At 73.4% G+C, this 24,128-nt stretch carries 23 protein-coding genes and 2 riboswitches; of the genes, 12 read left to right on the top strand and 11 right to left on the bottom strand.

Going from position 1 to position 24,128, the window contains the following annotated elements:
- Positions 1 to 79: 79 nt before the first annotated feature.
- The gene (locus tag DEJ46_RS20700) at positions 80 to 991 is read left to right on the top strand and encodes a GlxA family transcriptional regulator (RefSeq protein ID WP_190623240.1); all 912 of its coding nucleotides are present in this window, start codon (positions 80 to 82) and stop codon (positions 989 to 991) included.
- Between the two features lie 139 nt (positions 992 to 1,130).
- Here the strand turns inward: DEJ46_RS20700 and DEJ46_RS20695 are convergent, their stop codons facing one another.
- Positions 1,131 to 1,658, bottom strand: coding sequence for a hypothetical protein (locus DEJ46_RS20695; RefSeq protein WP_150268523.1), 528 nt, complete (start codon positions 1,656 to 1,658; stop codon positions 1,131 to 1,133).
- A 131-nt stretch (positions 1,659 to 1,789) separates the two neighbouring features.
- On the opposite strand from DEJ46_RS20695, the gene DEJ46_RS20690 reads away from it, so the two are divergent.
- The 5 genes from DEJ46_RS20690 to DEJ46_RS20670 all read left to right on the top strand — a co-directional run bounded on the left by DEJ46_RS20690 (position 1,790) and on the right by DEJ46_RS20670 (position 6,856).
- Positions 1,790 to 2,470, top strand: a complete 681-nt coding sequence (locus DEJ46_RS20690) for a TetR/AcrR family transcriptional regulator (RefSeq protein ID WP_150268521.1) — start codon at positions 1,790 to 1,792, stop codon at positions 2,468 to 2,470.
- A gap of 176 nt (positions 2,471 to 2,646) precedes the next feature.
- Positions 2,647 to 4,113: an APC family permease gene (locus DEJ46_RS20685; RefSeq protein WP_150268519.1), complete on the top strand. Its 1,467-nt coding sequence runs from the start codon at positions 2,647 to 2,649 to the stop codon at positions 4,111 to 4,113.
- Positions 4,110 to 4,547, top strand: a complete 438-nt coding sequence (locus DEJ46_RS20680) for a hypothetical protein (RefSeq protein ID WP_150268518.1) — start codon at positions 4,110 to 4,112, stop codon at positions 4,545 to 4,547. The genes DEJ46_RS20685 and DEJ46_RS20680 overlap by 4 nt, the downstream gene beginning before the upstream one ends.
- A gap of 10 nt (positions 4,548 to 4,557) precedes the next feature.
- The gene (locus DEJ46_RS20675; protein ID WP_150268516.1) at positions 4,558 to 5,826 is read left to right on the top strand and encodes a threonine/serine exporter ThrE family protein; all 1,269 of its coding nucleotides are present in this window, start codon (positions 4,558 to 4,560) and stop codon (positions 5,824 to 5,826) included.
- A gap of 67 nt (positions 5,827 to 5,893) precedes the next feature.
- The gene (locus DEJ46_RS20670) at positions 5,894 to 6,856 is read left to right on the top strand and encodes a D-2-hydroxyacid dehydrogenase family protein (protein WP_150268514.1); all 963 of its coding nucleotides are present in this window, start codon (positions 5,894 to 5,896) and stop codon (positions 6,854 to 6,856) included.
- 62 nt (positions 6,857 to 6,918) lie between these two features.
- On the opposite strand, the gene DEJ46_RS20665 is transcribed toward DEJ46_RS20670, so the two are convergent.
- The gene (locus DEJ46_RS20665; protein ID WP_150268513.1) at positions 6,919 to 7,722 is read right to left on the bottom strand and encodes a CbtA family protein; all 804 of its coding nucleotides are present in this window, start codon (positions 7,720 to 7,722) and stop codon (positions 6,919 to 6,921) included.
- 23 nt (positions 7,723 to 7,745) lie between these two features.
- Positions 7,746 to 7,973 (bottom strand): CbtB domain-containing protein, encoded by a 228-nt coding sequence (locus tag DEJ46_RS20660; RefSeq protein ID WP_150268511.1) that lies wholly within the window; start codon positions 7,971 to 7,973, stop codon positions 7,746 to 7,748.
- Positions 7,974 to 8,032: 59 nt separating this feature from the next.
- Positions 8,033 to 8,107, bottom strand: a riboswitch (cobalamin riboswitch).
- Between the two features lie 107 nt (positions 8,108 to 8,214).
- On the opposite strand from DEJ46_RS20660, the gene DEJ46_RS20655 reads away from it, so the two are divergent.
- The gene (locus DEJ46_RS20655) at positions 8,215 to 8,793 is read left to right on the top strand and encodes a histidine phosphatase family protein (protein ID WP_150268508.1); all 579 of its coding nucleotides are present in this window, start codon (positions 8,215 to 8,217) and stop codon (positions 8,791 to 8,793) included.
- Between the two features lie 58 nt (positions 8,794 to 8,851).
- Here the strand turns inward: DEJ46_RS20655 and DEJ46_RS20650 are convergent, their stop codons facing one another.
- Complete coding sequence (locus tag DEJ46_RS20650) at positions 8,852 to 9,208, bottom strand: GntR family transcriptional regulator (protein WP_150268506.1); 357 nt, start codon at positions 9,206 to 9,208, stop codon at positions 8,852 to 8,854.
- A gap of 2 nt (positions 9,209 to 9,210) precedes the next feature.
- Positions 9,211 to 10,161, bottom strand: a complete 951-nt coding sequence (locus DEJ46_RS20645) for a DUF1648 domain-containing protein (protein ID WP_150268505.1) — start codon at positions 10,159 to 10,161, stop codon at positions 9,211 to 9,213.
- Between the two features lie 129 nt (positions 10,162 to 10,290).
- Between DEJ46_RS20645 and DEJ46_RS20640 the strand changes: the two genes are divergently transcribed.
- The gene (locus tag DEJ46_RS20640) at positions 10,291 to 11,451 is read left to right on the top strand and encodes a nucleoside hydrolase (RefSeq protein WP_317852186.1); all 1,161 of its coding nucleotides are present in this window, start codon (positions 10,291 to 10,293) and stop codon (positions 11,449 to 11,451) included.
- An 18-nt stretch (positions 11,452 to 11,469) separates the two neighbouring features.
- Here DEJ46_RS20640 and DEJ46_RS20635 read toward each other — a convergent pair whose 3' ends face one another.
- Positions 11,470 to 11,913: a MarR family winged helix-turn-helix transcriptional regulator gene (locus DEJ46_RS20635; protein WP_223834860.1), complete on the bottom strand. Its 444-nt coding sequence runs from the start codon at positions 11,911 to 11,913 to the stop codon at positions 11,470 to 11,472.
- Positions 11,914 to 12,005: 92 nt separating this feature from the next.
- On the opposite strand from DEJ46_RS20635, the gene DEJ46_RS20630 reads away from it, so the two are divergent.
- Positions 12,006 to 12,353, top strand: coding sequence for a DoxX family protein (locus DEJ46_RS20630; protein WP_150268501.1), 348 nt, complete (start codon positions 12,006 to 12,008; stop codon positions 12,351 to 12,353).
- A gap of 162 nt (positions 12,354 to 12,515) precedes the next feature.
- Here the strand turns inward: DEJ46_RS20630 and cobN are convergent, their stop codons facing one another.
- Complete coding sequence (cobN, locus tag DEJ46_RS20625) at positions 12,516 to 16,205, bottom strand: cobaltochelatase subunit CobN (protein WP_150268499.1); 3,690 nt, start codon at positions 16,203 to 16,205, stop codon at positions 12,516 to 12,518.
- A gap of 40 nt (positions 16,206 to 16,245) precedes the next feature.
- Positions 16,246 to 16,379, bottom strand: a riboswitch (cobalamin riboswitch).
- Positions 16,380 to 16,458: 79 nt separating this feature from the next.
- Here cobN and DEJ46_RS20620 point away from each other — a divergent pair.
- Genes DEJ46_RS20620 through cobJ form a run of 3 tightly spaced genes read left to right on the top strand, consistent with a single transcriptional unit; the run spans position 16,459 to position 19,861 of the window.
- Positions 16,459 to 17,715, top strand: coding sequence for a cobalamin biosynthesis protein CobG (locus tag DEJ46_RS20620; protein ID WP_150274608.1), 1,257 nt, complete (start codon positions 16,459 to 16,461; stop codon positions 17,713 to 17,715).
- Positions 17,712 to 18,365 carry a precorrin-8X methylmutase gene (locus tag DEJ46_RS20615; RefSeq protein WP_150268497.1) on the top strand — a complete coding sequence of 218 codons (654 nt, stop codon included), beginning with the start codon at positions 17,712 to 17,714 and terminating at the stop codon, positions 18,363 to 18,365. Before DEJ46_RS20620 ends, DEJ46_RS20615 begins: the two co-directional genes overlap by 4 nt.
- The gene (cobJ, locus tag DEJ46_RS20610) at positions 18,362 to 19,861 is read left to right on the top strand and encodes a precorrin-3B C(17)-methyltransferase (protein WP_150268495.1); all 1,500 of its coding nucleotides are present in this window, start codon (positions 18,362 to 18,364) and stop codon (positions 19,859 to 19,861) included. The genes DEJ46_RS20615 and cobJ overlap by 4 nt, the downstream gene beginning before the upstream one ends.
- Positions 19,862 to 19,883: 22 nt before the next feature.
- Here cobJ and DEJ46_RS20605 read toward each other — a convergent pair whose 3' ends face one another.
- From DEJ46_RS20605 to DEJ46_RS20590, 4 genes are all read right to left on the bottom strand, one after another.
- Positions 19,884 to 20,417 carry a hypothetical protein gene (locus DEJ46_RS20605; RefSeq protein WP_150268493.1) on the bottom strand — a complete coding sequence of 178 codons (534 nt, stop codon included), beginning with the start codon at positions 20,415 to 20,417 and terminating at the stop codon, positions 19,884 to 19,886.
- A gap of 20 nt (positions 20,418 to 20,437) precedes the next feature.
- Complete coding sequence (locus tag DEJ46_RS20600) at positions 20,438 to 22,033, bottom strand: alpha/beta hydrolase (RefSeq protein WP_223834858.1); 1,596 nt, start codon at positions 22,031 to 22,033, stop codon at positions 20,438 to 20,440.
- A 7-nt stretch (positions 22,034 to 22,040) separates the two neighbouring features.
- A complete protein-coding gene (locus tag DEJ46_RS20595) occupies positions 22,041 to 22,271 on the bottom strand; it encodes a hypothetical protein (protein WP_223834856.1) in 231 nt (76 codons plus the stop codon).
- 235 nt (positions 22,272 to 22,506) lie between these two features.
- Positions 22,507 to 24,054: a serine hydrolase gene (locus tag DEJ46_RS20590; protein WP_150268489.1), complete on the bottom strand. Its 1,548-nt coding sequence runs from the start codon at positions 24,052 to 24,054 to the stop codon at positions 22,507 to 22,509.
- Between the last annotated feature and the right edge of the window lie 74 nt (positions 24,055 to 24,128).

Here is a 24,128-nt window from a genome sequence, read left to right as displayed (position 1 = left end):
CGCGAAGCGGGCCGCATGGCAGACTCCCTCCGTGCCGCCCTTCGTGACCGTCGCCGCCTATGCCCCGTCCGGCGTCGGCATGCTCGGCGCCGGCATCGTCTCCGAGGTGTTCGACGCCCGCGGACAGGGCCTGCCGGTCTTCGACTTCGCCCTGTGCACCGACCGGCCCGGCCGGGTCCGCACCGATGTCGGCCTGCCGCTCGTCGTCGAGCACGGCCTGGACCGGCTCGCCTCGGCCGACCTCGTCATCGCCCTTCCCTGGGCCGACTTCCGTACGCCCCCGGCCCCCGCCGTGCTCGACGCGCTGACCGCCGCCCACCGGCGCGGCGCCCTGGTCGCGGCCCACTGCGTCGGCGCCTTCGCGCTCGCCGCGGCCGGGCTCCTCGACGGCCGGCGGGCCACCACCCACTGGCGGTTCGCCGGGCTCCTGGCCGAGCGCCACCCGGCCGTCACCGTCGACCCCGACGCCCTGTACGTGGACGAGGGCAGCGTCGCCACGGGCGCGGGCGCCGCCGCGGGCTTCGACCTCTGCCTGCACCTCCTGCGGCGCGAGTACGGCGCCACCACGGCCAACGCCATCGCCCGGGACCTGGTGCTCCCCTCCCACCGGGACGGCGGCCAGGCCCAGTACCTGGCCACTCCCGTACCGGAGGACAGCCAGGACGAGCGGCTCTCCGAGGTCCTCGCCTGGGCCCGCGAGCATCTCCACGAGCCGCTCCCCGTCGCCGAGCTGGCCCGCCGGGCCCTGATGAGCCGGCGTTCCTTCGCCCGCCGCTTCGCCGCCTCCACGGGCACGACCCCGCACGCCTGGCTGCTCGGGCTGCGCCTCAGCCGCGCCGAGGAGCTCCTGGAGACCACGGATCTGCCGGTCGAGGAGATCGCCCGCGCGGTCGGCTTCGGCAGCGCGGCCGTGCTCCGCGCCCAGTTCGTCCGCCGCCGAGGCGTCCCGCCCCGCTCCTACAGACGCGCCTTCGCCCGCACCGTCGGCTGACGGGCGGGCGAGAAGAAGGCGGGGAGGGCGGAGTTCGCGGCGGCTGTCAGGGCGGGCGCGCCGACCGTACGGACGGCGGGCTCGGCCGAGCGGGCGAAGGCGGCCCGGGTGTAGACGGTGGCGAAGACCTGGGTGGGTGTCAGACCAGGGCAGCGAAGGTCAGGGCCAGCGCGGAGCCGGCGAAGACCACGGTGTGGCGGACGTTCTGGAGGACGCGGGTCCAGGCGGGGAAGGCGCCCTCGGCGGCCGCGAGGAAGGCCGGGACGTCGACCCGCAGGAGCTCCGGGTCCCCCTTGCGCCGGAAGGCGGCCCGGACGGACTTCACTGCGCCGAGCTGGCTCTGCAGGATCGCGATGTTGGCGAGGAAGGCGATCGAGGAGAAGACCCAGGTCAGGGTGGTCCCCCAGGAGCTGCCGGTGAGGTTGAGCACGGCGGCGGCGAGCGAGCCGGCGGCGAAGGCCCCGGGCGCCCACCATTCGTGGCCGCTCGCGTCGAAGCGGAGCTTGTTCTCCTCCAGGACCTCGGGGCGGACGTCCTGGCGGCGGAGCTCGGCGACGGCGGCGGCCTTGGCGACGGCGCCGAAGCGGTGGCGGAGGACCGGGATGCTGACGAAGGCGGCGGCGACGAGGATCTGGGCGGCTGCGGCGAGGACGGTGAGGGTGTTCACGGAAGGTCTCCCTGGTGACTTTTACTTAGTTCAAGTGGCGACGTCGAGAACTGTAGGCCGACACTTGAACTAAGTGCAAGTGGTCTCTTGAACTTTGTGCAACTCCGTTCGCGGTGACCTATCGTGAAGCCATGCCGCGCCCCACGCTCACCCGCGAACAGATCGTCAGGACCGCCGTCGAGCTCCTCGACGAGGACGGCCTCGAAGGCCTCAACATGCGCAGCCTCGGCCAGCGCCTGAACTCGGCCGCCACCGCCGTCTACTGGCACGTCAAGAACAAGGACAACCTCGTCACGCTCGCCGGCGACCAGGTCTGGGACGAGATCCGGCTGCCCGACCTCGACGCCGTCGACTGGCGCACGGCCGCCGTCAGCATGGCCGAGGACCTGTACGCGATGTTCACCCGCCACCCCTGGCTGGTGCAGGCCTTCGCGACCCACCTGTTCCACGGCGAGGGCAAGGCCCGCCACGACGACCACAACCTCGCGGTCTACGAGGCCGCCGGCTTCGCCGGACCCGCCGCCGACCGGGCCGCCGCCGCCGTCTTCACGTACGTCCTGGGCAACGCCTCCTCCGCCGCCGCCACGACCTCGCTGACCCGCCGCATCGAGCGCGAGGGCGGCGACGCCGAGGAGGTGTTCGCCGCCACCATGAAGGAGGCCGCCGAGACCGCCGGCCGGTTCCCGCGGCTGCGGAGCCGTATCGAGGCGGCCACCGCGGAGACCACCGCGTACGCCGACGCCCCCGACGACACCTTCGCGTACGGGCTCGGCTCCCTGCTCGACGGCCTGACGGCCCGCCTGCCGGGCTGACGCCGCCCGCCGGACGGACGGGCGGTCACTCCGCCGCACCAGGTCCCCGTCCGGCCGCCGACGGGACCCGCCGCGCCCGCGCGCCGGGGTCCCCCGTCCGGACGCACTCCGCTTGTGGGAGCCCCTCGCACGACCGAGCTTGAGGTCAGCGTGCGATCACAGGGAGGGCTCGACACATGAGCAGCATCGACACACCGGCCGACGTACCCAGGCCACGAGCGGCGGCGACCCGACCGGCGCCGACCACTCTCACCTGGGTCACCCTCGCCCTGATGACCACCGCGTCGGTGGCGAGTCTGCGGGCCGCGCCCACCATGGCCGTCTACGGCCTGGCCTGCGTGTTCCTCTATCTCGTCCCGGCGATCGTGTTCCTGCTGCCGACCGCTCTGGTCTCCGCGGAGCTCGCCTCCGGCTGGAACGGCGGCGTGTACCGGTGGGTCTCGGAGGGCCTGTCGAAGCCGCTCGGATTCCTGGCCGTGTGGTGCCAGTTCGCGATGACGATCTTCTACTATCCGAGCCTGCTCGGCTTCGTCGCCTCCACCATCGCGTACATCATCGATCCGGCGCTCGCCTCCAGCGGCCCGTACACCGCGATCGTCATCGTGGTCCTCTACTGGACGGGCGTGTGGGTCTCCTCGCGCGGCACGAAGGCGCTGGCGGGGCTGGCCAGTTGGGGTCTGATCATCGGGACACTGATCCCCGGCACCCTGCTCGTGGTCCTCGGCATGGTCTTCCTCGGCCAGGGCAACCCCTCGGCGGCCCCGATGGACTCCTCGCACCTGCTCCCGCAGTGGACGGGTCTGGCGAGCCTCGTCCTGATCGTCAACAACTTCCTGTCGTACTCCGGCATGGAGATGAACGCGGTCCACGTCTCCTCGCTGAAGGACCCGGCGAAGGAGTACCCGAAGTCGATGTTCCTGGCCATGGGCCTGGTGCTGCTGATCTTCATCCTGCCCGCGCTGGCCATCAGCTGGGTCGTCCCCGCGGACCAGCTCAGCCTCACGGCGGGCGTGATGCAGGCGTTCGACGCCTTCTTCTCGTACTTCGGCATCGGCTGGCTCACCCCGATCGCCGCCGTCGCACTGATCTCGGCGTCCCTCGGCGGCATGCTGACCTGGCTGGCGGGGCCGTCGAAGGGCCTGCTGGAGATCTCCCGCCAGGAGGGCTACCTGCCGCCTTTCCTGCAGAAGCTGAACAAGTTCGGCATCCAGCAGAACATCCTGGTCACCCAGGGCGTCGTCACCACGGTCATCGCCCTGGGATACGCGCTGATCCCGAACGTCTCCAGCGTGTACTGGATCTTCTCGGTCATCACCACGCAGGTGTACCTGATCGTCTACCTGCTGATGTTCGCCGCGGCGATGCGCCTGCGGAGGACCCAGCCCGACCACCCCCGCGGCTACCGCGCACCCGCGCTGGGCGTCCTGTGCGTCGTCGGCCTGCTCGCCTCGCTCGCCGCGCTGTGCATCGGCTTCGTCCCGAGCTCCCAGTTCGGCAGCGGAAGCGTCTGGTCGTACGTCGCCATCGTCGGCGGCGGCCTCGTGATCCTCGGCTTCGTCATCCCGTGGGCCTTCCTGAAGTTCCGCAAGCCGAGCTGGAAGACGGCCCCCGCCACCACTCCGAGCGAGGGAGAGCAGGCATGAGTCCCACCCGCTTCGCCTCCGAGCACAAATGGGTCTACTGGGGCGCGATCGTGATCCTCGTCGGCCTCCTCATCACCGGCCTCATCCGGTATTCGAGCGTGAAGAGGAACAACGAGACGCTCACCAAGGCCAACCAGCTCCAGGAGGAGCTGGAGAAGGCGGGCTACCCCTCCCCCGACACCGACACCCTCGAGCGGCTCCTCGGCACCGACGGCGGCCAGGTCTGCGAGGACCCGGGCAGCGCCCTGAAGACGGCGCTGTGGAAGATCCAGCAGGCGAACGGCGCCGCCGGCCCCGGGATGCGGCCCGTCATCACCGACACCAAGGCAGTCGAGGTCGAGCGGATCGTCCTCCAGGTCTACTGCCCCGACGAGCTCGACGACTTCGAGGACTCCCTGGACGACCTCAAGACCGACGACACCGTCCGCCGATGAGGGGCGGGGCGTGACGGCTCCGCCGCCCCGGCCGGAGCAGGAACAGGACGAGCAGCACCACGATCCCGACGCCCTCCACGACTTCCTCCGTGAACTCACCCGGTTCATGCTGCGGTTCAGCGGGGAAGGCGCGGAGGGCGTCGACCGGGTCGTCCGGGGGATCGCCCGGACGTACGGCGGGCGCGCCGAGACCGTGCTCGTCGCCGACGGGGCCGTCCTCTCGGTGACCGCCGGCGACCGCACCCTCACCTCGACCGTGACGGCCTTCCCCGACGTCTCCCGGCTCGACCGGGTGGTCGCCCTCAAGGAGTTCGTCGAGCGCGTACGGGACACCCGGCCGGACCTGCCCGCTGCGGCGGCCGGGCTCCGGCGGATCGAGACGCTGCCCGCGACGGTGCCGCGCTGGGCCCGGGGCGTCGGCATCGTGCTGTTCTCCCTCGGGTTCGCGCCCGCCGTCCAGCCCACCTGGTACGAGATCGGCAGCACCGCCCTGCTCGCCACCCTGGTCGCGGCACTGACCGTCCTGTCGGACCGTCGCCCGCGCCTCGCCCGCGTCCTGCCACTCGTCGCCGCCGCCCTGGTGTCCCTGGTGACCCTGGGGCTGCTCCAGCCCGGCCACGGCCACGGCGGCACCGTGCTGATCATGCTTCCGGCGCTGTTCTTCTTCGTGCCCGGCGACCTGCTCAGCGCGGCCACCGCCGAGCTCGTCGGCGGCTTCCTGACGACCGGCGCCGTCCGGCTCGTCTACGCCGTCGTCCTGCTCCTCCAGCTGTACGTGGGCGTGCTCATCGGGGTGGCCGCCACCGGCACCCGGACAGGCGCGCTCTTCGGCACCGCGCAGGACGCGGACCTGTCGCGGTGGGTCATGGTGGCGAGCTGGGCGGTCTTCACGCTGGGCCTGGTCCTCGCCTTCGGGGTGCCCTGGCGGGTCTCGGGGTGGGTCGTCGGCCTGGTCTATCTGTCGCTCGGCGTGCAGGCGGCGGGCACGGCCCTGGCCGGGGAGGTCGTGGGGACCTTCGTCGCCGCCATGGCCCTCGCCGTCACGGCCGACCTGCTCGCCCGGCCGCCGGGGCGGCCGCCCCGGCTCGTCCTCCTCCTGGGCGGCTTCTTCACCCTCACCGTCGGCTCGCTCGGCCTGCGGGCGCTCACGTCCCTCGCCGGCGGTCACGTCCTGCACGGCTTCCACGACCTCATGGACTTCGTCACGATCGTCACGACGATCGCGGTCGGCCTCCTCGCGGGCGCGGCGCTCGTACCGGCCCGGGGGTATCAGCGCTGAGAGGTAGGCGGGCAGGCTCAGGACCGGCACCTGTCCGGCGTGCGGCCCGATCCGCGATCATGCGGTCATGAATCTGCCGCGCTGCGCCGTACTCGACGACTACCAGGGCGTCGCCCTCTCCTCCGCCGACTGGAGCCCGCTCGCCGGGCGGGTCGAGGTCCGTGTACTGCGCGAGCACCTCACCGACCGGGACGCGCTCGTCGCGGCCGTCGAGGACTGCGAGATCCTCGTCGTCATGCGCGAGCGCACCCCCGTCGACGCCGCGCTCCTCGACCGGCTCCCCCGGCTCCGGCTGATCGTCACCTCGGGCCTGCGCAACGCCTCCGTCGACGTCGCCGCCGCCCGCGCGCGGGGCATCACCGTCTGCGGCACCGCCAGCAGCTCCGAGCCGCCCACCGAGCTGACCTGGGCCCTGCTCCTGGGCCTCGCCCGGCACGTACGGACCGAGGCGCAGGCGCTGCGCGAGGGCGGGCCCTGGCAGTCCACCGTCGGCGCCGACCTGGCAGGCCGGACGCTCGGCCTCGTCGGACTCGGCAAGATCGGCGGCCGGGTCGCGCGGATCGGTCTCGCCTTCGGCATGGACGTCCGGGCCTGGAGCCCGAACCTGACGGAGGAGCGGGCCGCCGAGCACGGCGTACGGCTCGCGAAGGACCGGCTGGAGCTGCTCGGGAGCAGCGACTTCGTCTCCCTGCACCTGGTGCTCTCCGACCGCACCCGCGGCCTGATCGGGGAGCCCGAGCTGCGGGCGATGCGCCCGTCCGCGTACCTCGTCAACACCTCACGGGCGGGGCTCGTCGACGGCGGGGCGCTGCTGCGGGCGCTGCGCGAGGGGTGGATCGCGGGGGCCGGGCTCGACGTCTTCGAGACGGAGCCGCTGCCGGCCGACGACCCCCTGCGGATCCTGCCGAACGTCCTGGCCCTCCCTCACCTGGGATACGTGACGGAGGGCAACTACGGCCGCTACTTCGGGCAGGCGGTCGAGGACATCGAGGCGTTCCTGGCGGGCACTCCGGTGCGCGAGCTGAGCTGAACCGGGGCTGAGCCGGGCCGGGAACCGAGCCCAGGCATGGCTCGGGCCCCGGCCGAGGGCCCTCAGGCCGCCGGGACCGTCTCCCTGGTCGCGGCGGCGGTGCGCACGGCCTCCGGGGCGAGCAGCCGCTGCGCCAGGGCACCGAAGGCGACCGCGAAGACCGCCCACAGGACCGCCTGGATCCCGAGGGTGGCGAGCCGGAACTCCCACAGCACGGCCGCCGGGAAGCCGGCCTGCACCGCGTCGTCGTTGCCCGGCAGGAACGCGCAGGCCACGGCGACGGCGGCGACGAAGCCCGCGCCGGCGACGAGGGTCGCGTTCCAGTTCCCGAGGCGCGGGGCGAGACGGCGGCCGAGGACGACCGCGGCGACGCCGAGCAGCACACTCAGCAGGATCATCAGGAAGAAGAGCGTGGTGCGCTTCCCGATGGTGTCCGGGTTGCCGACGGCCGGCGGGGTCGCCGGGTACTTCAGGAACGGCACGAGGTACACGGTCGTGAAGGCGGCCGCCGCGACGAGCGCGGCGGTGGCCTTCGGCGTGAACCGGCCGACGCGCCCGAGGACGAAGGCGAACGCGAGCGAGGCGATGCCGCCGAGCGCGACGCCGTAGACGAGGACCCCGGTGGCCAGTCCGGCCGTGGACTGGACGGCCCGGCTGACGAGTTCCTCCTCCTCGGGCTCCGCGGCGGCCGCTCCGTGGCCCGCGTGCTCGGCCGCCGCGGCGGCCTCCTCGACGGCGATCGAGGCGTCGACGGACGGCTCGCCGGCGACGTACGCGAGGGCGAAGGCGAACAGCCCGGCGATCAGGCCCGCGAGCATGCCGCGGACCAGCAGTCTCCCCACGACGGAGGAGTTGGTGTCGTTCATGTGCGTGAGCTCCTCTACCGCGGTCAGTGGCAGGGGAAGCCGAGCAGATGACGGCCGTCGTGGACCCACTCGTGGACATCGCTGCCCGCGAAGACGGAGAGGGCGCCCTGCTCGGCGCCGACGAAGTAGAGCGCGACCAGCGCCAGGAGCCCGGCGAACAGGGCCCAGGGCAGCACGGTGCGGACCGGCAGGGAAACCGGCAGCGCGACAGGGGTGGTGGGGGTGACGGACGGGGCGACGGCCTCGGCCATGGCGGTACCTCCTCGGGAACTCGCGTCCCAGTACGGTGGTGCGCGACGACGGTCGTCGGGTCTGACTCGCCGGGTCCGGGGGTGCCGGGTCGGCTCACAGTGGCGCGACCGTGCCGGTTTTGCACCGGACTTCCGTGTCGCCGTCGTCGGTTGTGGAATTGTCGCCGTGACCGTACCGCGCAGGCCTCATCGCGCCAAGGGCGTACGGGTGGCCGACCGAGCACTGAGGGATGTATCACCTATGAACGCGCCCCCGAGCACGCCCCCGCCGGAGCGGACCGTGCGGCTCGTGCTGGTCGCCCCGGCCATGAGCGCCGCCCAGCGGGAGGCCCGGTTCGACGACGGCTCGGCCCTGGAGCCGGCGTCGGCGTCCAGGGTCTGCCTCAGGTCGGTACGGGTGCTCAGCGCGCCGTCCCCGCGCTGCCGGGGCACGGCCGAACTCCTCGGCCTGACGGTGGCCGAGGAGCCGGCGGCGCTCGCGGGGTGCGCGATGGGCCGGTGGCGGGGCCGACGGTTGAACGAACTCGCCGCCGAGGAACCGGAATCCGTGGCCGCCTGGCTCTCGGACCCGGACGCGGCCCCGCACGGCGGCGAGTCCCTGCGGGCCCTGCGCGCCCGGGTCGCCGGCTGGCTGGACAACCTGGAGCCGGGCACGGTCTGGGCCGTCGCCGAGCCGGACGTGATCCGGGCGGCCGTCGCGCACGCCCTCGGCGCGCCGGAGGCCGCTCTCTGGCGCCTGGACGTGCGCCCCCTGTCGTCGGTGGAGCTCACGGGCCGCGCGGGCCGCTGGAACGTCGGCATCGGCTCCGTACTGACCTGAGCCACTGAGACGAGCCACTGAGCCGAGCTGCTGAGCCGAGACCGGCCGACGGGGACGGTCAGCCGAGGCTGGTACGGGCGAGCTCCAGGAACTCCGCCTCCGTGAGGCCCAGTTCGCGGGCCTCCGCCGCCGCCTCGCGCAGCCGGGAGACCAGCCGGGCGCGGTCGGGGGCGGCGGCGCCGGGGACGATCACGGCGCCGCGGCCCCGGCGGAGCTCGATGAGGCCCTCCTCGCGGAGCCGCTGGTAGCCGCGGAGGACGGTGTGGACGTTGACGCCCAGGGAGTCGGCGAGCTCCCGGGCGGCCGGGAGGCGTTCGCCGGGCTCGGCGGAGCCGTCGGCGAGCGCCCCGCGGACGCAGGCGGCGATCTGGTCGCCGAGGGGGACGGAGGAGGCCGGGTCGACGCGGAAGAGCACGGTCAGACCTTCCCATGCCGTTCGGCCAGCGTGTTGAGGAGGGCGGCGGCGGTGTGCGCGTCGGGCACGGTCACCGCGAACTCGCGACCGCCGTCCCGCCGCACGACGAGGGCCTCTCCGGAGCGCAGCACCACACCGCTGCGGTGGGCCCGGACCCGGTAGCCCCAGCCGCCGAAGTCCGCGACGGCGTCGATCTCGCGGACGCTCGCGCCCTCGACGCCGTCGAGCGGGACCCGGACTCGGGGGCGGGAGGCGAGGGCGGACCGGACGGTGAGGCCGTGCCGGTCGACGGTGACCCGGACCCGGGCGAGGGCGAGGCCCGGCACGCCGATGACGAGGCCGAGCAGGCCGAGCAGGGCGTCGGGCCAGGTGGCGACGAGGAGGGTGACGGGAGCGGCGGCGAGGGCGAGCACCGAGAGGACGGTCAGCGTCCGGGAGCCGGTGTCCTTCGACCAGCGGGCGGTCTCGCCGGAGGCGAGCGGGAGCCGGGGGCCGTCCGCCGCCGAGCCTCGGCCGGGGACCGGCGACTCCTCGGGGACGAGCGAGGTGAGAGCCCAGCCGGCGCCGGCGGCCACGGCGGCGACCACCAGGGCCACCCCGAGGTCCATGCCGGGCGAGAAGACCTGCGCTTCGAACTCCTCGACGCGGTTGGCGCGGAGGAGCTGGACGAGGAGCCCGCCGGCGAAGCCCGCGGTGGCCCAGGCCGCCCACAGGTACCGGCGCCGCACGAGAGCGGTCCAGCCGGCGGCGAGGCCGAGGAGCAGGGCCGTACTGACGAGGACGTAGGCGGTCGGGCCGGTCCAGCCGTCGGCCTCTCCCCCGGCGGAGAAGTGGGTGGCGAGTTCGGCGGGCAGCTCGTCCCGCCAGCGGGCGAAGAGCAGCAGGTGGACGGCGAGGGCGAGGACGAAGGGGAGCGCGGCGAGCGCGCGGAGACGAGGTGTGGCACGGTTCATGGAAACCTCCCTTGTTTGCACTCTACTAGAACAATGCGGTTTGTGACCGGGGCGTCTTCTCACGACCCGGGCGATCTTCGAGATGCGAGGGCTCCGTGCGGGCGGGTCGACTGGGCCGAACGCAGACAAATGGGAAGAATCCATGCGCCGGCGGCGGTGACGGCGGCGCAGGAGGCGAAGAACAAGGAGGCACGGGCCGGGCCCCGGCACGGACACCCGGCGTGGCACGGGCACCAGGCCCGGCACGGCCACCCGGCCCGACACCCGCCCGGCACCCGTGACGGCGGCCCGCTCCTGTGGGACGGTGGAGGCATGCCCGTACCCGTGATCCTCGACTGCGATCCCGGTCACGACGACGCCTTCAACATCCTGCTGGCCGCGGCCCACCCCTCCGTCGACCTGCTCGCGATCACCACCGTCGCGGGCAACCAGTCGCTGGAGAAGACCACCCTCAACGCCCGCCGGGTGTGCGAGGCCGCCGGGATCCGGGGCGTGCCGATCGCGGCGGGCGCGGCGGGCCCGCTGCTCGCGCGGCCGCAGGGCGCGCTCATCGCCGAGCACATCCACGGCGGCTCGGGGCTGGACGGCACGAGCTGGGAGTCCGGCCCGGGTGCGGGCTTCGGCCACGGCGAGCCGACGGTCCCGCAGGACCCGCGCGACGCGCTGACGCTGCTGCGGGAGACCCTGACCGGCCACCCCGCGCCCGTCACCCTCGTCCCGACGGGCCCGCTGACGAACATCGCGACGCTGCTCCTCGCCCATCCGCGGCTGACGGACCGCATCGAGCGGATCGTCCTGATGGGCGGCTCGGTGGAGCGCGGAAACACCACGCCCGCGGCCGAGTTCAACATCCTCTCCGACCCGGAGGCGGCGGACATCGTCTTCGGCTGCGGAGTGCCGGTGACGATGTTCGGCCTCAACGCCACCCATCAGGTACGAGCCACCCCCGAGGTTCTCGGGCGGCTCACGGCCCTCGGCACCCCGCTGAGCCGGCTCTGCGTGGAGCTGCTCACCTACTTCGCGTCGACCTACCGCGAGGTGTACGGCTTCGACGCGCCGCCGCTGCACGACCCGCTGACCGTGGCGCACCTCATCGACCCGTCGCTGGTCAGCCTGGTGCGGGCGGCGGTGCGGGTGGAGCTGACGGGGACGTGGACGCGGGGCGCGACGGTCGTCGACCTGGACGGGGTGACGGGCCTCCCGCCGAACGCGGAGGTGGGGATGGAGGTCGACGCCGACGGCTTCTGGGACCTGATCGTGGAGGCGGTCAGAGTCCTGGGCGCGCCCTGACCGCTCGTCCGGCGCGCCTCAGTCGGCGTCGCAGTCGTGATCGGCCGGATCGACGACGACCCGGTCCAACAAGCCGCGCAGCAGGGCCTGTTCGGCGACGCTGAGGTCCCCGAACAGCTCGCGCTCCGCCGCGCTCACCGCCGAGTCGACCCGCTCCAGGGCCTCGGCTCCCGCCGGTGTGATCTCCACGATGTGACGCCGCCGGTCGGCCGGATCGCGCCGCCGCTCGGCCAGCCCTTCGGACTCCAACTCGTTGAGGATCGCCACGAGTTGACTGGGGTCGATCTCCATCACGGCGGCCAGTTCACGCTGACTCATGGCCCCGGGGGCGAGCTGCATCAGCGTCATCGCGTTCCGCGGGTGCAGCCCCGCGACGCCCAGGGCGGCGCGGATGCGCGCACCGGTGAGCTCCCCCCGGAAGGAGAGGAGGAAGCCGAGGCGGTCGGTCGGGTGAGCTGCCATGCCGTCCACGGTAACAGCGGCCCTATTGTGGAGCCGGATAAATCGTTGATACCGTTCAATGATTCCCGGTCTCGCATCATTGGAGCTCCCCCATGTTCATCGGCTACGCCGTGGTCGCCGCGCTGCTCGCCTTCGCGCTCTCCGCCTCCGCCTTCCTGACCTTCACCCGGAACCCGCAGATCACCGGCAACATGACCAAGCTGGGCGTGCCGGAATCCTGGCTGCCGTGGCTCGCGACGGCGAAGGCGGCAGGCGCGATCGGCCTGCTCGCGGGCCTCGCCGTGGCCCCGCTCGGCGTGGCGGCGGCGATCGGCGTGACCCTCTACTTCGCGGGCGCCGTGATCACCCACGTCCGCGCGAAGGACTACGAGATGGCCCCGGCGGTGGTCCTCACCCTGATATCGGCGGCCGCCCTGCTCCTGCGCATCGCCTCCGCCTGACGCGGGCGGCACGAGCGTGTCCGGGCATGCCGAAGGCCCCGCCCACCGACCCCCGTGCGGTGAGCGAGGCCTTCGGAGACCACGCGGACTTGGGGAGGGACGCTCCCTTCCGGAGAAGGGTTGCTCCCTTCCGGAGAATGGTCGCTTCCCTCCCGAGGAGGTCTACTCCTCCTCGTCGGAGCCCTCGCCCTCGAGGTCGCCTTCCGTCTCCAGGAAGACCTGCCGCAGGGCGGCCAGGGTCTCCGGGTCCGGCTTCTCCCACATGCCGCGGGACTCGGCTTCGAGGAGGCGCTCCGCGATGCCGTGCAGGGCCCAGGGGTTGGCTTCCTTCAGGAAGGCCTGGTTGTCCGCGTCGAGGACGTACTCCTGGGTGAGCTTGTCGTACATCCAGTCGGCGACCACGCCCGTCGTGGCGTCGTAGCCGAAGAGGTAGTCGACGGTCGCCGCCAGTTCGAACGCGCCCTTGTAGCCGTGGCGGCGCATCGCCTCGATCCAGCGCGGGTTGACCACGCGGGCGCGGAAGACCCGGGAGGTCTCCTCGACCAGCGTGCGGGTGCGGACCGTCTCCGGGCGGGTGGAGTCGCCGATGTACGCCTCGGGGGCCGTGCCCTTCAGCGCGCGGACGGTCGCCACCATGCCGCCGTGGTACTGGAAGTAGTCGTCGGAGTCCGCGATGTCGTGCTCGCGGGTGTCCGTGTTCTTCGCCGCGACCGCGATCCGCTTGTAGGCGGTCTCCATCTCCTCGCGGGCCGGGCGGCCTTCGAGGCCGCGGCCGTAGGCGTAGCCGCCCCAGACCGTGTAGACCTCCGCGAGGTCGGCGTCCGTGCGCCAGTCGCGGCTGTCGATCAGCTGGAGGATGCCCGCGCCGTACGTGCCGGGACGGGAGCCGAAGATACGGGTCGTGGCACGGCGCTCGTCGCCGTGCTCGGCGAGGTCGGCCTGGGCGTGTGCCCTGACGTAGTTGTCGGAGTCGGGCTCGTCCAGGCCCGCGACCAGCCGGACCGCGTCGTCGAGGAGGCCGATGACGTGCGGGAACGCGTCGCGGAAGAAGCCCGAGATGCGGAGGGTGACGTCCACGCGCGGGCGGCCGAGCTCGGCGAGCGGGATCGGCTCCAGGCCGTTCACGCGGCGCGAGGCGTCGTCCCAGAGCGGGCGGACGCCGAGCAGGGCGAGCGCCTCGGCCACGTCGTCGCCGGCGGTCCGCATGGCGCTCGTGCCCCAGAGGGAAAGCCCGACGGAGGTCGGCCAGGAGCCCTTGTCCGTGCGGTAGCGCTCCAGGAGCGAGTCGGCGAGCGCCTGGCCCGTCTCCCACGCGAGGCGGGACGGCACGGCCTTCGGGTCGACCGAGTAGAAGTTCCGGCCCGTCGGCAGGACGTTGACCAGGCCGCGGAGCGGGGAGCCGGACGGGCCCGCCGGGACGAAGCCGCCGTTCAGGGCGTGCACGGCGTGGGTCAGCTCGTCGGTGGTCGCGGCGAGGCGCGGCACGACCTGCTCGCAGGCGAAGCGGAGGACGGCCTCGACGTCCGGGCCGTACGCGGCCGCCACCGTCGGGACCGCGTCCACCGACCAGCCCGCGGCCTCCATCGCCTCGACCAGCTCGCGCGCCTTCGCCTCCGCCTCGTCGGCGGTCGTGCGGGTCGCGGCCGACTCGTCGAGGCCCAGGGCCTCCCGCAGGCCGAGGAGTGCCTGCGTACCGCCCCAGATCTGGCGGGCGCGGAGGATCGAGAGGACCAGGTTGACCCGGGCCTCGCCCTCCGGCGCGCCGCCGAGGACGTGCAGGCCGTCGCGGATCTGGGCGTCCTTGACCTCGCACAGCCAACCGTCGACGTGCAGCAGGAAGTCGTCGAAGCCGTCGTCCTCCGGACGGTCCTCCAGTCCCAGGTCGTGGTCGAGCCTGGCCGCCTGGATCAGCGTCCAGATCTGCGCGCGGATCGCGGGCAGCTTGGACGGGTCCATGGACGAGATCTGCGCGTACTCGTCGAGGAGCTGCTCCAGGCGCGCGATGTCGCCGTAGGACTCGGCGCGCGCCATCGGCGGCACCAGGTGGTCGACGAGGGTCGCGTGGACGCGCCGCTTGGCCTGCGTGCCCTCGCCCGGGTCGTTGACGAGGAAGGGGTAGACCAGCGGGATGTCGCCGAGGGCCGCGTCCGGGCCGCAGGCGGCGGACAGGCCGGCGTTCTTGCCGGGCAGCCACTCCAGGTTGCCGTGCTTGCCCAGGTGGACCATGGCGTCGGCGCCGAAGCCGCCGTCCTCGGCGCGGGCGGCGATCCAGCGGTAGGCGGCCAGGTAGTGGTGGGACGGCGGCAGATCGGGGTCGTGGTAGATCGCGATCGGGTTCTCGCCGAAGCCGCGCGGCGGCTGGATGAGGATCAGCAGGTTCCCGCGCCGCAGGGCGGCGAGGACGATGTCGCCCTCCGGGTTGCGGGAGCGGTCCAGGAACATCTCGCCCGGCGCCGGGCCCCAGTGTTCCTCGACGTGCGTGCGGAGCTCCTCGGGCAGGGTCGCGTACCAGCGCTTGTAGTCCGCGGCCGGGATGCGGACGGGGTTGCGCGCGAGCTGCTCCTCCGTCAGCCAGTCCTGGTCGTGGCCGCCGGCCTCGATGAGGGCGTAGATCAGCTCGTCGCCGTCGCCGGAGACCAGGCCGGGGAGCTCCTCGGCCGGGCCGAAGTCGTACCCCTCGGCGATCAGCCGGCGCAGGAGGGAGACGGCGGAGGCCGGCGTGTCCAGGCCCACCGCGTTGCCGATGCGGGAGTGCTTCGTCGGGTACGCGGAGAGGACGAGCGCCAGCTTCTTCTCGGCGTTCGGGATGTGCCGCAGGCGCGCGTGGCGGACCGCGATCCCGGCGACGCGGGCGGCGCGCTCGGCGTCCGCGACGTACGCGGGCAGGCCGTCCGCGTCGATCTCCTTGAAGGAGAACGGGACGGTGATGAGCCGGCCGTCGAACTCGGGCACGGCGACCTGGCTGGCCGCGTCCAGCGGCGACAGGCCCTCGTCGTTCTCCTCCCAGTTCTCGCGCGAACCGGTCAGGCACAGCGCCTGGAGGATCGGCACGTCGAGCGCGGCGAGCGCGCCCGCGTCCCAGGCCTCCTCGCCCGCCCGTCGTCCACCACCACCCTCAAAGGAGGCGCCTTGCGCGATCCCCATATCGGCGGCCTGCGCCTCGGCGGGCTTGGTGCCGCCCGCCGCGAGGACGGTGGTGACGATCGCGTCGGCGGTACGGAGCCGGTCGAGCAGCTCCGGCTCCGGGGCCCGCAGGGACGCCACGTACAGCGGGAGCGCCTGCGCCCCCGCGTCCTCGACCGCCGAGCAGAGGGTGTCGACGAAGGCGGTGTTCCCGCTCATGTGGTGGGCGCGGTAGTAGAGCACCGCGATCGTCGGGCCGTCCTCACGGCGGGCCGTGCGCTCCAGCGGGCCCCAGGTGGGGGCGGCGGCCGGGGCCTCGAAGCCGTGGCCGGTGAGGAGGACGGTGTCGGAGAGGAAGCGGGCCAGCTGCTCCAGGTTGGCGGGGCCGCCGTGCGCGAGGTAGGCGTGCGCCTCGGTGGCGACGCCGACGGGGACGGTCGAGGTCTCCATCAGCTGGGCGTCGGGGGCCTGTTCGCCGCTGAGCACGACGACCGGCTTCCCGGTGGCGCGGATCGCGTCGATGCCCTCCTCCCAGGATCGGATGCCGCCCAGGAGACGGACGACGACCAGCTCGACGCCGTCGAGGAGGCCGGGGAGGTCGGCGAGGGGCAGCCGGGAGGGGTTGGCGAAGCGGTACTCCACCGGGCCGCCGGATCCGGCGGCGGAGGCGGCGTTCGCCGCGCGGGCGCTGAGCAGGTCGGTGTCGGAGTGCGACAGCAGCAGAAGCATGGCGAGCGCAGGCCCTTCCTCGGGGTTGTCCGCGCCCCGGGTGGTCGTATGGACGGCGGGAGTTCCTGACTCACCCGTACCGTCGCCGGTACGGGCTCACAGTGGCGGGACCGCGCCGGATTCTCACCGGGCTTCCTCCCCGGGGTCCTGGGACCCCATGCCGATCTGCATCCTAGATCGTGGCGTCGGCGGGGCGGGGCGGGCCGTGGAGTCGGCCGGATCACACTCGGTGGCGGCCCGGTTCCCCGTGGGTATGCTCGCCGCCATGCCGCCCACCCCACCCTCGACGCCGCCGCGGGACGAAGCTCGCATTCGGGACCGTGGCGACGCCTGCCCCGGGGCGCTGCGCCTGCACGCCGCCGACGACGGCCGGCTGGCCCGACTGCGGCTGCCCGCAGGGCGCTTGACGGCCCATCAGGTCGAGACGCTGGCGGTCGCGGCGGAGACCCTCGGCGACGGGCGGATCAGCCTCACCTCCCGGGGGAACGCTGAGCTGCGCGGCCTCGCGGAGGAGTGCGGGGCGGAGCTGGCCGCGCTGCTCACGGCGGCGGGCCTGCTGCCCTCCCCCACCCACGAGCGCGTCCGCAACATCGTGGCCTCCCCGGCCGCCGGCCTCGACGGACTCGGCGGCCCCGAGGTCCAGTTGTGGGCCCGGGAGCTCGACGCCCTGCTCTGCGCCGAGCCCTGGGCGGCGGCGCTTTCCGGCCGTTTCCTCTTCGTCCTCGACGACGGGCGCGCCGACGTGGCGGGCCTGGGCGGCGATGTGACCTTGGTCGCACCGGCTCCAGGCGCCCCAGCCGGGCCCGGCGCCGCCCGCCTGTACGTCGGTGGGCGGGCCTGGCGGGTCGCCGGTGCCGACGCGCCCCGCGCCGCGCTCGCCGCCGCCGGTGCCTTCCTCGACGCCGCCCGCGCGGCCGGAAACGGCGCCTGGCGGGTGCGGGAGCTGCCCGAGGGGTGCGCCCCGGACGTGGCCGGCGCTCTCGATCGCGCGGGCATCTCGGCGGAGCCCGTACCGGCGGCGCAGTCGCTGCTCGTGCACGCGCCGCCCCTCGCCCCCGGGCCCCTCGGCGCCGCCTCCCTCCATGTCCTCGCGCCCCTCGGCCGCCTCACCGCCGCCCAGCTGCGCGCCCTGCTGCCCGCCGACGAGGTGCGGCTGACGCCGTGGCGCGGCGTGGTCGTCGCCGGAGCGGGGCCGTCCGAGGACCGGCTCGCCGCCCTCGGCTCCCACGGACTGATCACCCGCCCCGACTCCCCCTGGGCCGGCGTCAGCGCCTGCACCGGGCGCCCGGGCTGCGCGAAGTCCCTCGCGGACGTCCGCGCGGACGCGGCCCCGGGTTCCGCACGGGGCCTCCCCGTCCACTACTCCGGGTGCGAGCGCCGCTGCGGGCACCCGCACGGCACCTGGGTCGACGTCGTCGCCACCGCCGACGGCGCCTATCTGGTGGACGGCGCCCCCACCCCCCGTACCGCCCTGCCCGACGCAGTGACCACGGCCCGCACGACGAGATGAGCGAGAGCACCAGGATGTTCGACTACGAGAAGGACGGGGCGGAGATCTACCGCCGGTCCTTTGCCACGATCCGCGCCGAGGCGGACCTCGCGGGCCTGCCCGCCGACGTCGCCCAGGTGGCGGTCCGGATGATCCACGCCTGCGGCATGACCGACCTCGTCCAGGACATCGCGTACTCCCCCCAGGTCGTCGCGAACGCCCGCGAGGCCCTGCGCGCCGGCGCCCCGATCCTCTGCGACGCGCAGATGGTCGCCAGCGGCGTCACCCGCAAGCGGCTGCCCGCCGACAACGAGGTGCTCTGCGCGCTCTCCGACCCGGCCGTCCCGGGCCTCGCCGCCGAGCTCGGCACCACCCGCTCCGCCGCCGCGCTCGAACTGTGGCGGGACCGCCTCGAAGGCTCCGTCGTCGCCATCGGCAACGCCCCCACCGCCCTCTTCCACCTCCTGGAGATGATCGCGAAGGGCGCCCCGCGGCCCGCCGCCGTCCTCGGCATACCGGTCGGCTTCATCGGCGCCGCCGAGTCCAAGGACGCGCTCGCCGAGAACGCCCTCGGCCTCGACTACCTGGTCGTACGGGGCCGGCGCGGCGGCAGCGCCATGACGGCCGCCGCGATCAACGCGATCGCTCACGAAGCGGAGATCCAGGCATGAGCACCCCGAAGACGACCGGCAGGCTGTACGGCGTCGGGCTCGGCCCCGGCGACCCGGACCTCATGACGGTCGCGGCGGTCAAGGCCATCGCCGCCGCCGACGTCGTCGCCTACCACTCGGCCCGCCACGGCCGCTCGATCGCGCGCTCCATCGCCGCCGAGCACATCCGCGAGGACCACGTCGAGGAGCGGCTGATGTACCCGCTCACCGTCGAGACCACGGACCACCCCGGCGGCTACCGGGGCGCGTTGAACGACTTCTACGAGGAGGCCGCGGCCCGCCTCGCCGCCCACCTCGACGCCGGCCGCACGGTCGCCGTCCTCGCCGAGGGCGACCCGCTCTTCTACGGCTCGTACCAGCACATGCACAAGCGGCTCGCGGACCGCTACGACACGACCGTCATCCCCGGCGTCACCTCGGTGAGCGCTGCCGCCGCCCGGCTCGGCGAGCCGCTGTGCGAGGCGGAGGAGGTCCTCACGATCATCCCCGGCACCCTGCCGGAGGACGAGCTGACGGCCCGCCTCGCGGGCACCGACTCGGCGGTCGTCATGAAGCTCGGCCGCACCTTCCCCACCGTGAAGCGCGCCCTGGACCGGGCCGGCCGCCTCGACGACGCCCGGTACGTGGAGCGGGCGTTCATGGCGGGCGAGCGGACGGGCACCCTGTCCGAGATCGATCCCGAGTCGGTCCCGTACTTCTCCGTCGCCGTCCTGCCCTCCCGGATCGACCAGGAGCCCCCCGTACGGGAGCGGGGCGAGGTCGTCGTCGTCGGCACCGGACCGGCCGGCGCGCCCTGGCTGACGCCCGAGTCGCGCGGCGCGCTCGTCAACGCAGACGTCCTCGTCGGCTACACCACCTACCTGGACCGGGTGCCCGAGCTGCGCCCGGGGCAGATCCGGCACGGCTCCGACAACAAGGTCGAGTCGGAGCGCGCCGAGTTCGCCCTCGACCTGGCCCGGCGCGGCCGGAAGGTCGCGGTCGTCTCCGGCGGCGACCCGGGGGTCTTCGCCATGGCCACCGCCGTCCTGGAGGTCGCCTGCGAACCGGAGTACGCGGACGTGCCCGTACGGGTCCTCCCCGGCGTGACCGCCGCCAACGCGGCCGCCGCCGCCGCGGGCGCCCCTCTCGGCCACGACTACGCCACGATCTCCCTCTCGGACCGCCTCAAGCCCTGGGACGTCATCGAGGCCCGGCTGCGCGCCGCCGCCGGCGCCGACCTGGTCATCGCCCTCTACAACCCGGGCTCCAAGTCCCGTACGCACCAGGTCGCCGCGGCCCGTGACCTCCTCCTGGAGCTCCGGTCCCCGGAGACGCCGGTGGTGGTCGCCCGTGACGTGGGCGGCCCCGAGCAGTCGGTGCGGGTGGTGACCCTCAAGACCCTGGAGCCCTCCGAGGTCGACATGCGCACCCTGCTCCTCGTCGGCTCCTCGCAGACCCGCGTGGCCGAGCGGGGCGACGGCCGGACGATCACCTGGACGCCGCGCCGCTACGGCTGACGCCCAGGAGACGGCAACGACGTCAGAACTCCTGCTGCTCGGCGCCGGGCGGCAGGAGGCAGGGGGTGCGGACGATGAGCGTGATCAGCTCGTCGGACACATCCCCCGCGCTCACGTAGTGACGGTCCTTCGGATGCTCGGCCTGCACGAGGTGGCCGCCGCGCTCAGCCGAGGTGTCGGAGCGTGACCCGACGATCCGGAAGCCCTGCGCCTTGAGCTCGGCGGTGATCGCCTGGATGCCCTTGGCGTGCTCCGCCTTGGGCAGCTTGGCCTTCGCGTTGTACGCGAGCGTGAAGCGGCCGTCGTCGGGCGACTCGCCCCCCTTGCCGAGGCAGTTGCCGAAGCTCGCCTGCTGGGTCGACGGCACGATCTCGGCCTTCGCGGTCCGTGCCATGGACTCGGTCCAGTGCTTGGCCCATGCCTCGGCCTTCTCCTGGCTCATCCGGGGCAGCGGATCGTTCTTTCCGTTCTTCGTCGTGTCGTCGGACACACAGCCTCCCAGCGCGAGGACCAGCATCGGTACGAGGGCGAGCGACGCCCTCCGGAACGCGGACATGGATCCGGGACTCCTTCCCGTCACGAGCGGGGCGTGTTGTTCGGCGGCAGACCGGCGATGATGCGCCCCTGGTTGTCCAGGCTCTGGCTGCCATCGTCCCAGTAGTCGCTGTGCTCGCTGGTGTCGACGTACATGTGCTCGGCTCCGAAGCCGGAATCCGCCGGGTTGGGACCGAGGGTCTTGTCGGCGGCCCAGTCGACGACCCCGTCGTCGGAGCCGATCCCGACCCAGAGCCGCGAGGGTGAGACGTGGAGCTGGTCGGCTCGGTCCACGTTCATGCCCGGACTTCCGACGACGATCATGTCGTCGGTGTCCAGTCCCCGACCGCCGGAATCGGCCGTGCCCACCATGGTGGAGCCGTAGCTGTGTCCGATGACCGTCATATGGGACCGCTCGCCCTCGTGCGAGACGCGCAGTCCGTGCGTGAAGTCCCGGAGGGTCTCGGCGTCGTTCTCGGCCCGGGCCGGCGTGGCGACGCTGGCGTCCAGCTCGGGGGCGTCGTAGTCGAGCCAGGCGATGACGGCGACGTCCTCGCTGCCGCCCTCGCTCCACGCACCGGCCGAGTCCTGCAGCTTCTCCGCCCGGTCGATCGAGTCGGTGAAGTTGTCGAGCTGGTTGTCCGTCCCCGGCACCGACACCGCCGTGTGCGCCGCCTTGTCCGGGTTGCCGACCGCGACGATCGCCCTGCCGTCCCCCTCCGTGCTGAAGCCCAGCAGGTGGAGCCGCTTGTGTTCCGGGGCCGAGTCCGACGCGTCCAGCCGGTCCTTCATCGCCTGCAGGCCGCGGTAGCTGGAGCGGTCGTGGTAGCCGAGATCGCCCTCGCGCTGCGCGTAGTCGTTGAGGCGCATGTCGAGCACGGTCCGGTTGGCCCCGTCACGAGTGGTCGTGGGCAGACCGTCGAGCCCGCCGATCTGCTCCGGGTACGCCGCCAGGTAGAGGCGCTTGTCCTCCTCGTCCAGGCCCTTCCACCAGTCGGCCGAGCGCTGCGGGTCCGTACCGTCGGGGATGTCCTTCTTGTCGATGCCCGCGAAGGCGGCGACCCGGGCCGCGTCCTCCTGGGCGTGGGCGCCGCCGTAGCGCTTGTCGAGGTCGAAGGGATCGATCTGGCGCAGCACTTCGGCGCCCTCGTTGCTCGCGGCCTCGGCCTCCGCCACGGCCGCGTCGATGCGGGCGCGGAAGCCGCCGAGGCCGGAGTTGGCGTCGCGCTGGATGTCCGCGTAGTCCGGGTCGTTGTGGTACTTCGGGTCCACGGCCTGCTTGGGCTCGACCCAGCCGTCGTCGCGGACGGTGTGGCCCGCCGCCTCCGCGTCGGCGACGGCGGCGCGCAGCTTGCGCTGGGCCGCCTGCATCTTCGTGTTGAGGGTGTCCAGGGTGGTGGCGATCAGCTGGGCGTTGGTGCGGCCCGTCCCGAGCTTGCTCTCCGTGGCCTCCATGGCGTCGAAGCCGTACGAGGCGCTGACGCCCGTCCAGCCCGCCCGGTGCAGCGGTCCTGTCACCCGCCTGCCGCTGCCCGTCTGCGTGTTCGTCAGGGCGTCGGCGAGCTTCTTCCACGAGCCCACGGCGCTGTCCAGGTCCGCGAAGTCCTGCTTCATCAACTGGGCGAAGTGCTCCGTCACTGCGCCGTCACCAGCCCTGGAAGCAGGAGATGACGTCCTGCTCCATGACGTCGCGCCCGTCGGCGAGATGACGCATGCCCTGGGCGTGCTCGGAGAGCCTGCCCCGCAGGGTCTCCAGGGCCGTGCCCCAGCCCTCGCCCGTCTGCGACATGCGCGGGCCCACGCTCCACGGCCCGAAGGCCGCGGCGGCCGACGCCAGATCGGCGCCCGCCTTGCGCAGCGGCTCCTGCAGGTCCACCGCCAGAGCGTCCGCGGCGCCAGCCGAAGCCCGCAGTTCCCCCGCCGAGACGTTGAGATCCCAACCCACGTGTGTCCCCCGATGCGCACGCCGTGCTTCCGATACCCGGGCGAGACTAGCCGACCCCACCCGGCCGTGATCAAGAGCAAAGACGAAACTGTGATCTGCCCGCTCACCGCATGGGGCAGTGCGGTGAAAACGTTCGCAACTGCACCCGAACCGCCGTCTCTTGGGGTCAGTCGCGGGTGAAGGTGCCGAGGCCCTCCTGGTCCAGGTACTCGACGCGGACGGTCTTCCCGTCCGGGGAGAACGTGACGGCGGTCGGGCCGACGGCGTTCTCCCCGCGCGTCGGGAAGCTGAACGTGTCGCCGTCGTAGTGCGTGAGCCGGTACGTCTGGGGTTCCGGCCCCAGCCGCAGGACCAGGCCGCCGTCCTCCTCGGCCACCGTCAGCCTGCCGTAGTAGTCGTTGGCGTACGTGCCGGTGTAGGCGCCGGCGGCCTTCGCGGGGGCGGGGTCGGCGGGCGGCTTCGCGAAGTCCGTCGTGGACTTCCCGGCGTCCGCCTCCTGTTCGTAGAGCGCGTCGACGAGCGGCAGCCAGTCCCGGCTGGGCTCGCCGGTCTGCGCGACGTCGAAGAAGTCGAGGGCGACGGTGTCCGCGACACCGGCCGGCGCCCCGTTGGTGAGGACGACGATCCCGAGCTGCTCGCCCGGCAGCATCGTGACGTTGGTGTGCGCGCCGAGCGCGAACGCGCCGGTGTGCGAGAGGCGCAGCCGGCCCTCGTCGTCGTACGACACGTTCCAGCCGAGGCCGTAGAAGCCGGTGCGGCCGGCCGGGGCGCGGGGCGGGGAGGCGACGGCCTCGGGGTGGTGGGTGAGGGTCAGGGCGTCCTCGGCGATGATCCGGCGGCCGTCGAGCTCGCCGTTCGCCAGCTGGAGCCGCAGCCAGACCGCCATGTCGCGGGCGGAGGAGCTGACGCCGCCGGCCGGTGACTGGGCGTCGGGGTCGCGGACGTACCGCGGCTTCCAGGTCCCGTCGGGCATCTCGACGTGGCCGTGGGCCCGGTCGGGGTTGGAGGCGAAGTCCTCGAAGCGGGAGCTGGTGTCGTTCATCCCGGCGGGCTTGTAGAGGGTGTCCTCGGCGAGCTTCTCCCACGGCACGTTCTTCTCGGCGGCGACGGCCTCGGCGGCCGCCGTCAGACCGAAGTTGGTGTACGCGTAGCTCGCGCGGAACGGAGCGAGGGGCTCGTACCGCAGGTGGGAGAGGATGTACGCCTGGTCGTAGCCGAGGTCCTCCAGGAGGTCGCCCGCGTGGTCGGGCAGGCCGCTGCGGTGCGAGAACAGGTCGGCGACGGTCGCATGGGAGCTCACCCACGGGTCCTTCAGCCGGAACTCGGGCAGTTCGGGGGAGACGGCCCGCTGCCATCCCTCGACACCGACGGCCCCGGCGACGACGGTCGAGGCGATCGGCTTGGAGACGGAGGCCAGCTGGAAGACGGTGTCGGCGTCGATCCGGGCGTCCTTGCCGACCTCGCGCACCCCGTACCCCTTGAGGTGGACGACCTTGTCCTCGTACACGACGGCGACGGACACCCCCGGCACTCCGGTCCGCTTCATCAGCTCGGCCACGGTGGCGTCGAGCCTGCCGACCGCCCGGTCCACGTCCGCCCGGTCGAGCACGGGAGGCGGTTGCGGAGGCGGCGGGTCAGGGGTGGGCGAGGGGCTCGGAGCGGCGCCCAGGAGCGCCACGAGCCCCGCTGTGACCAGCCAGCGGACCGTACTCACCCCTCCATTGAACGCCGGGCCGAATCCCCTGTCGCGCGGAAGGGACCCGCCGGTAGAGTGCGCCTCCGGCGGAA

Origin of the sequence: Streptomyces venezuelae (assembly GCF_008642375.1) — a bacterium.
In the GTDB taxonomy this organism is placed as follows: Bacteria; Actinomycetota; Actinomycetes; order Streptomycetales; family Streptomycetaceae; genus Streptomyces; species Streptomyces venezuelae_G.
This window is presented reverse-complemented; position numbering and strand designations above follow the sequence as displayed.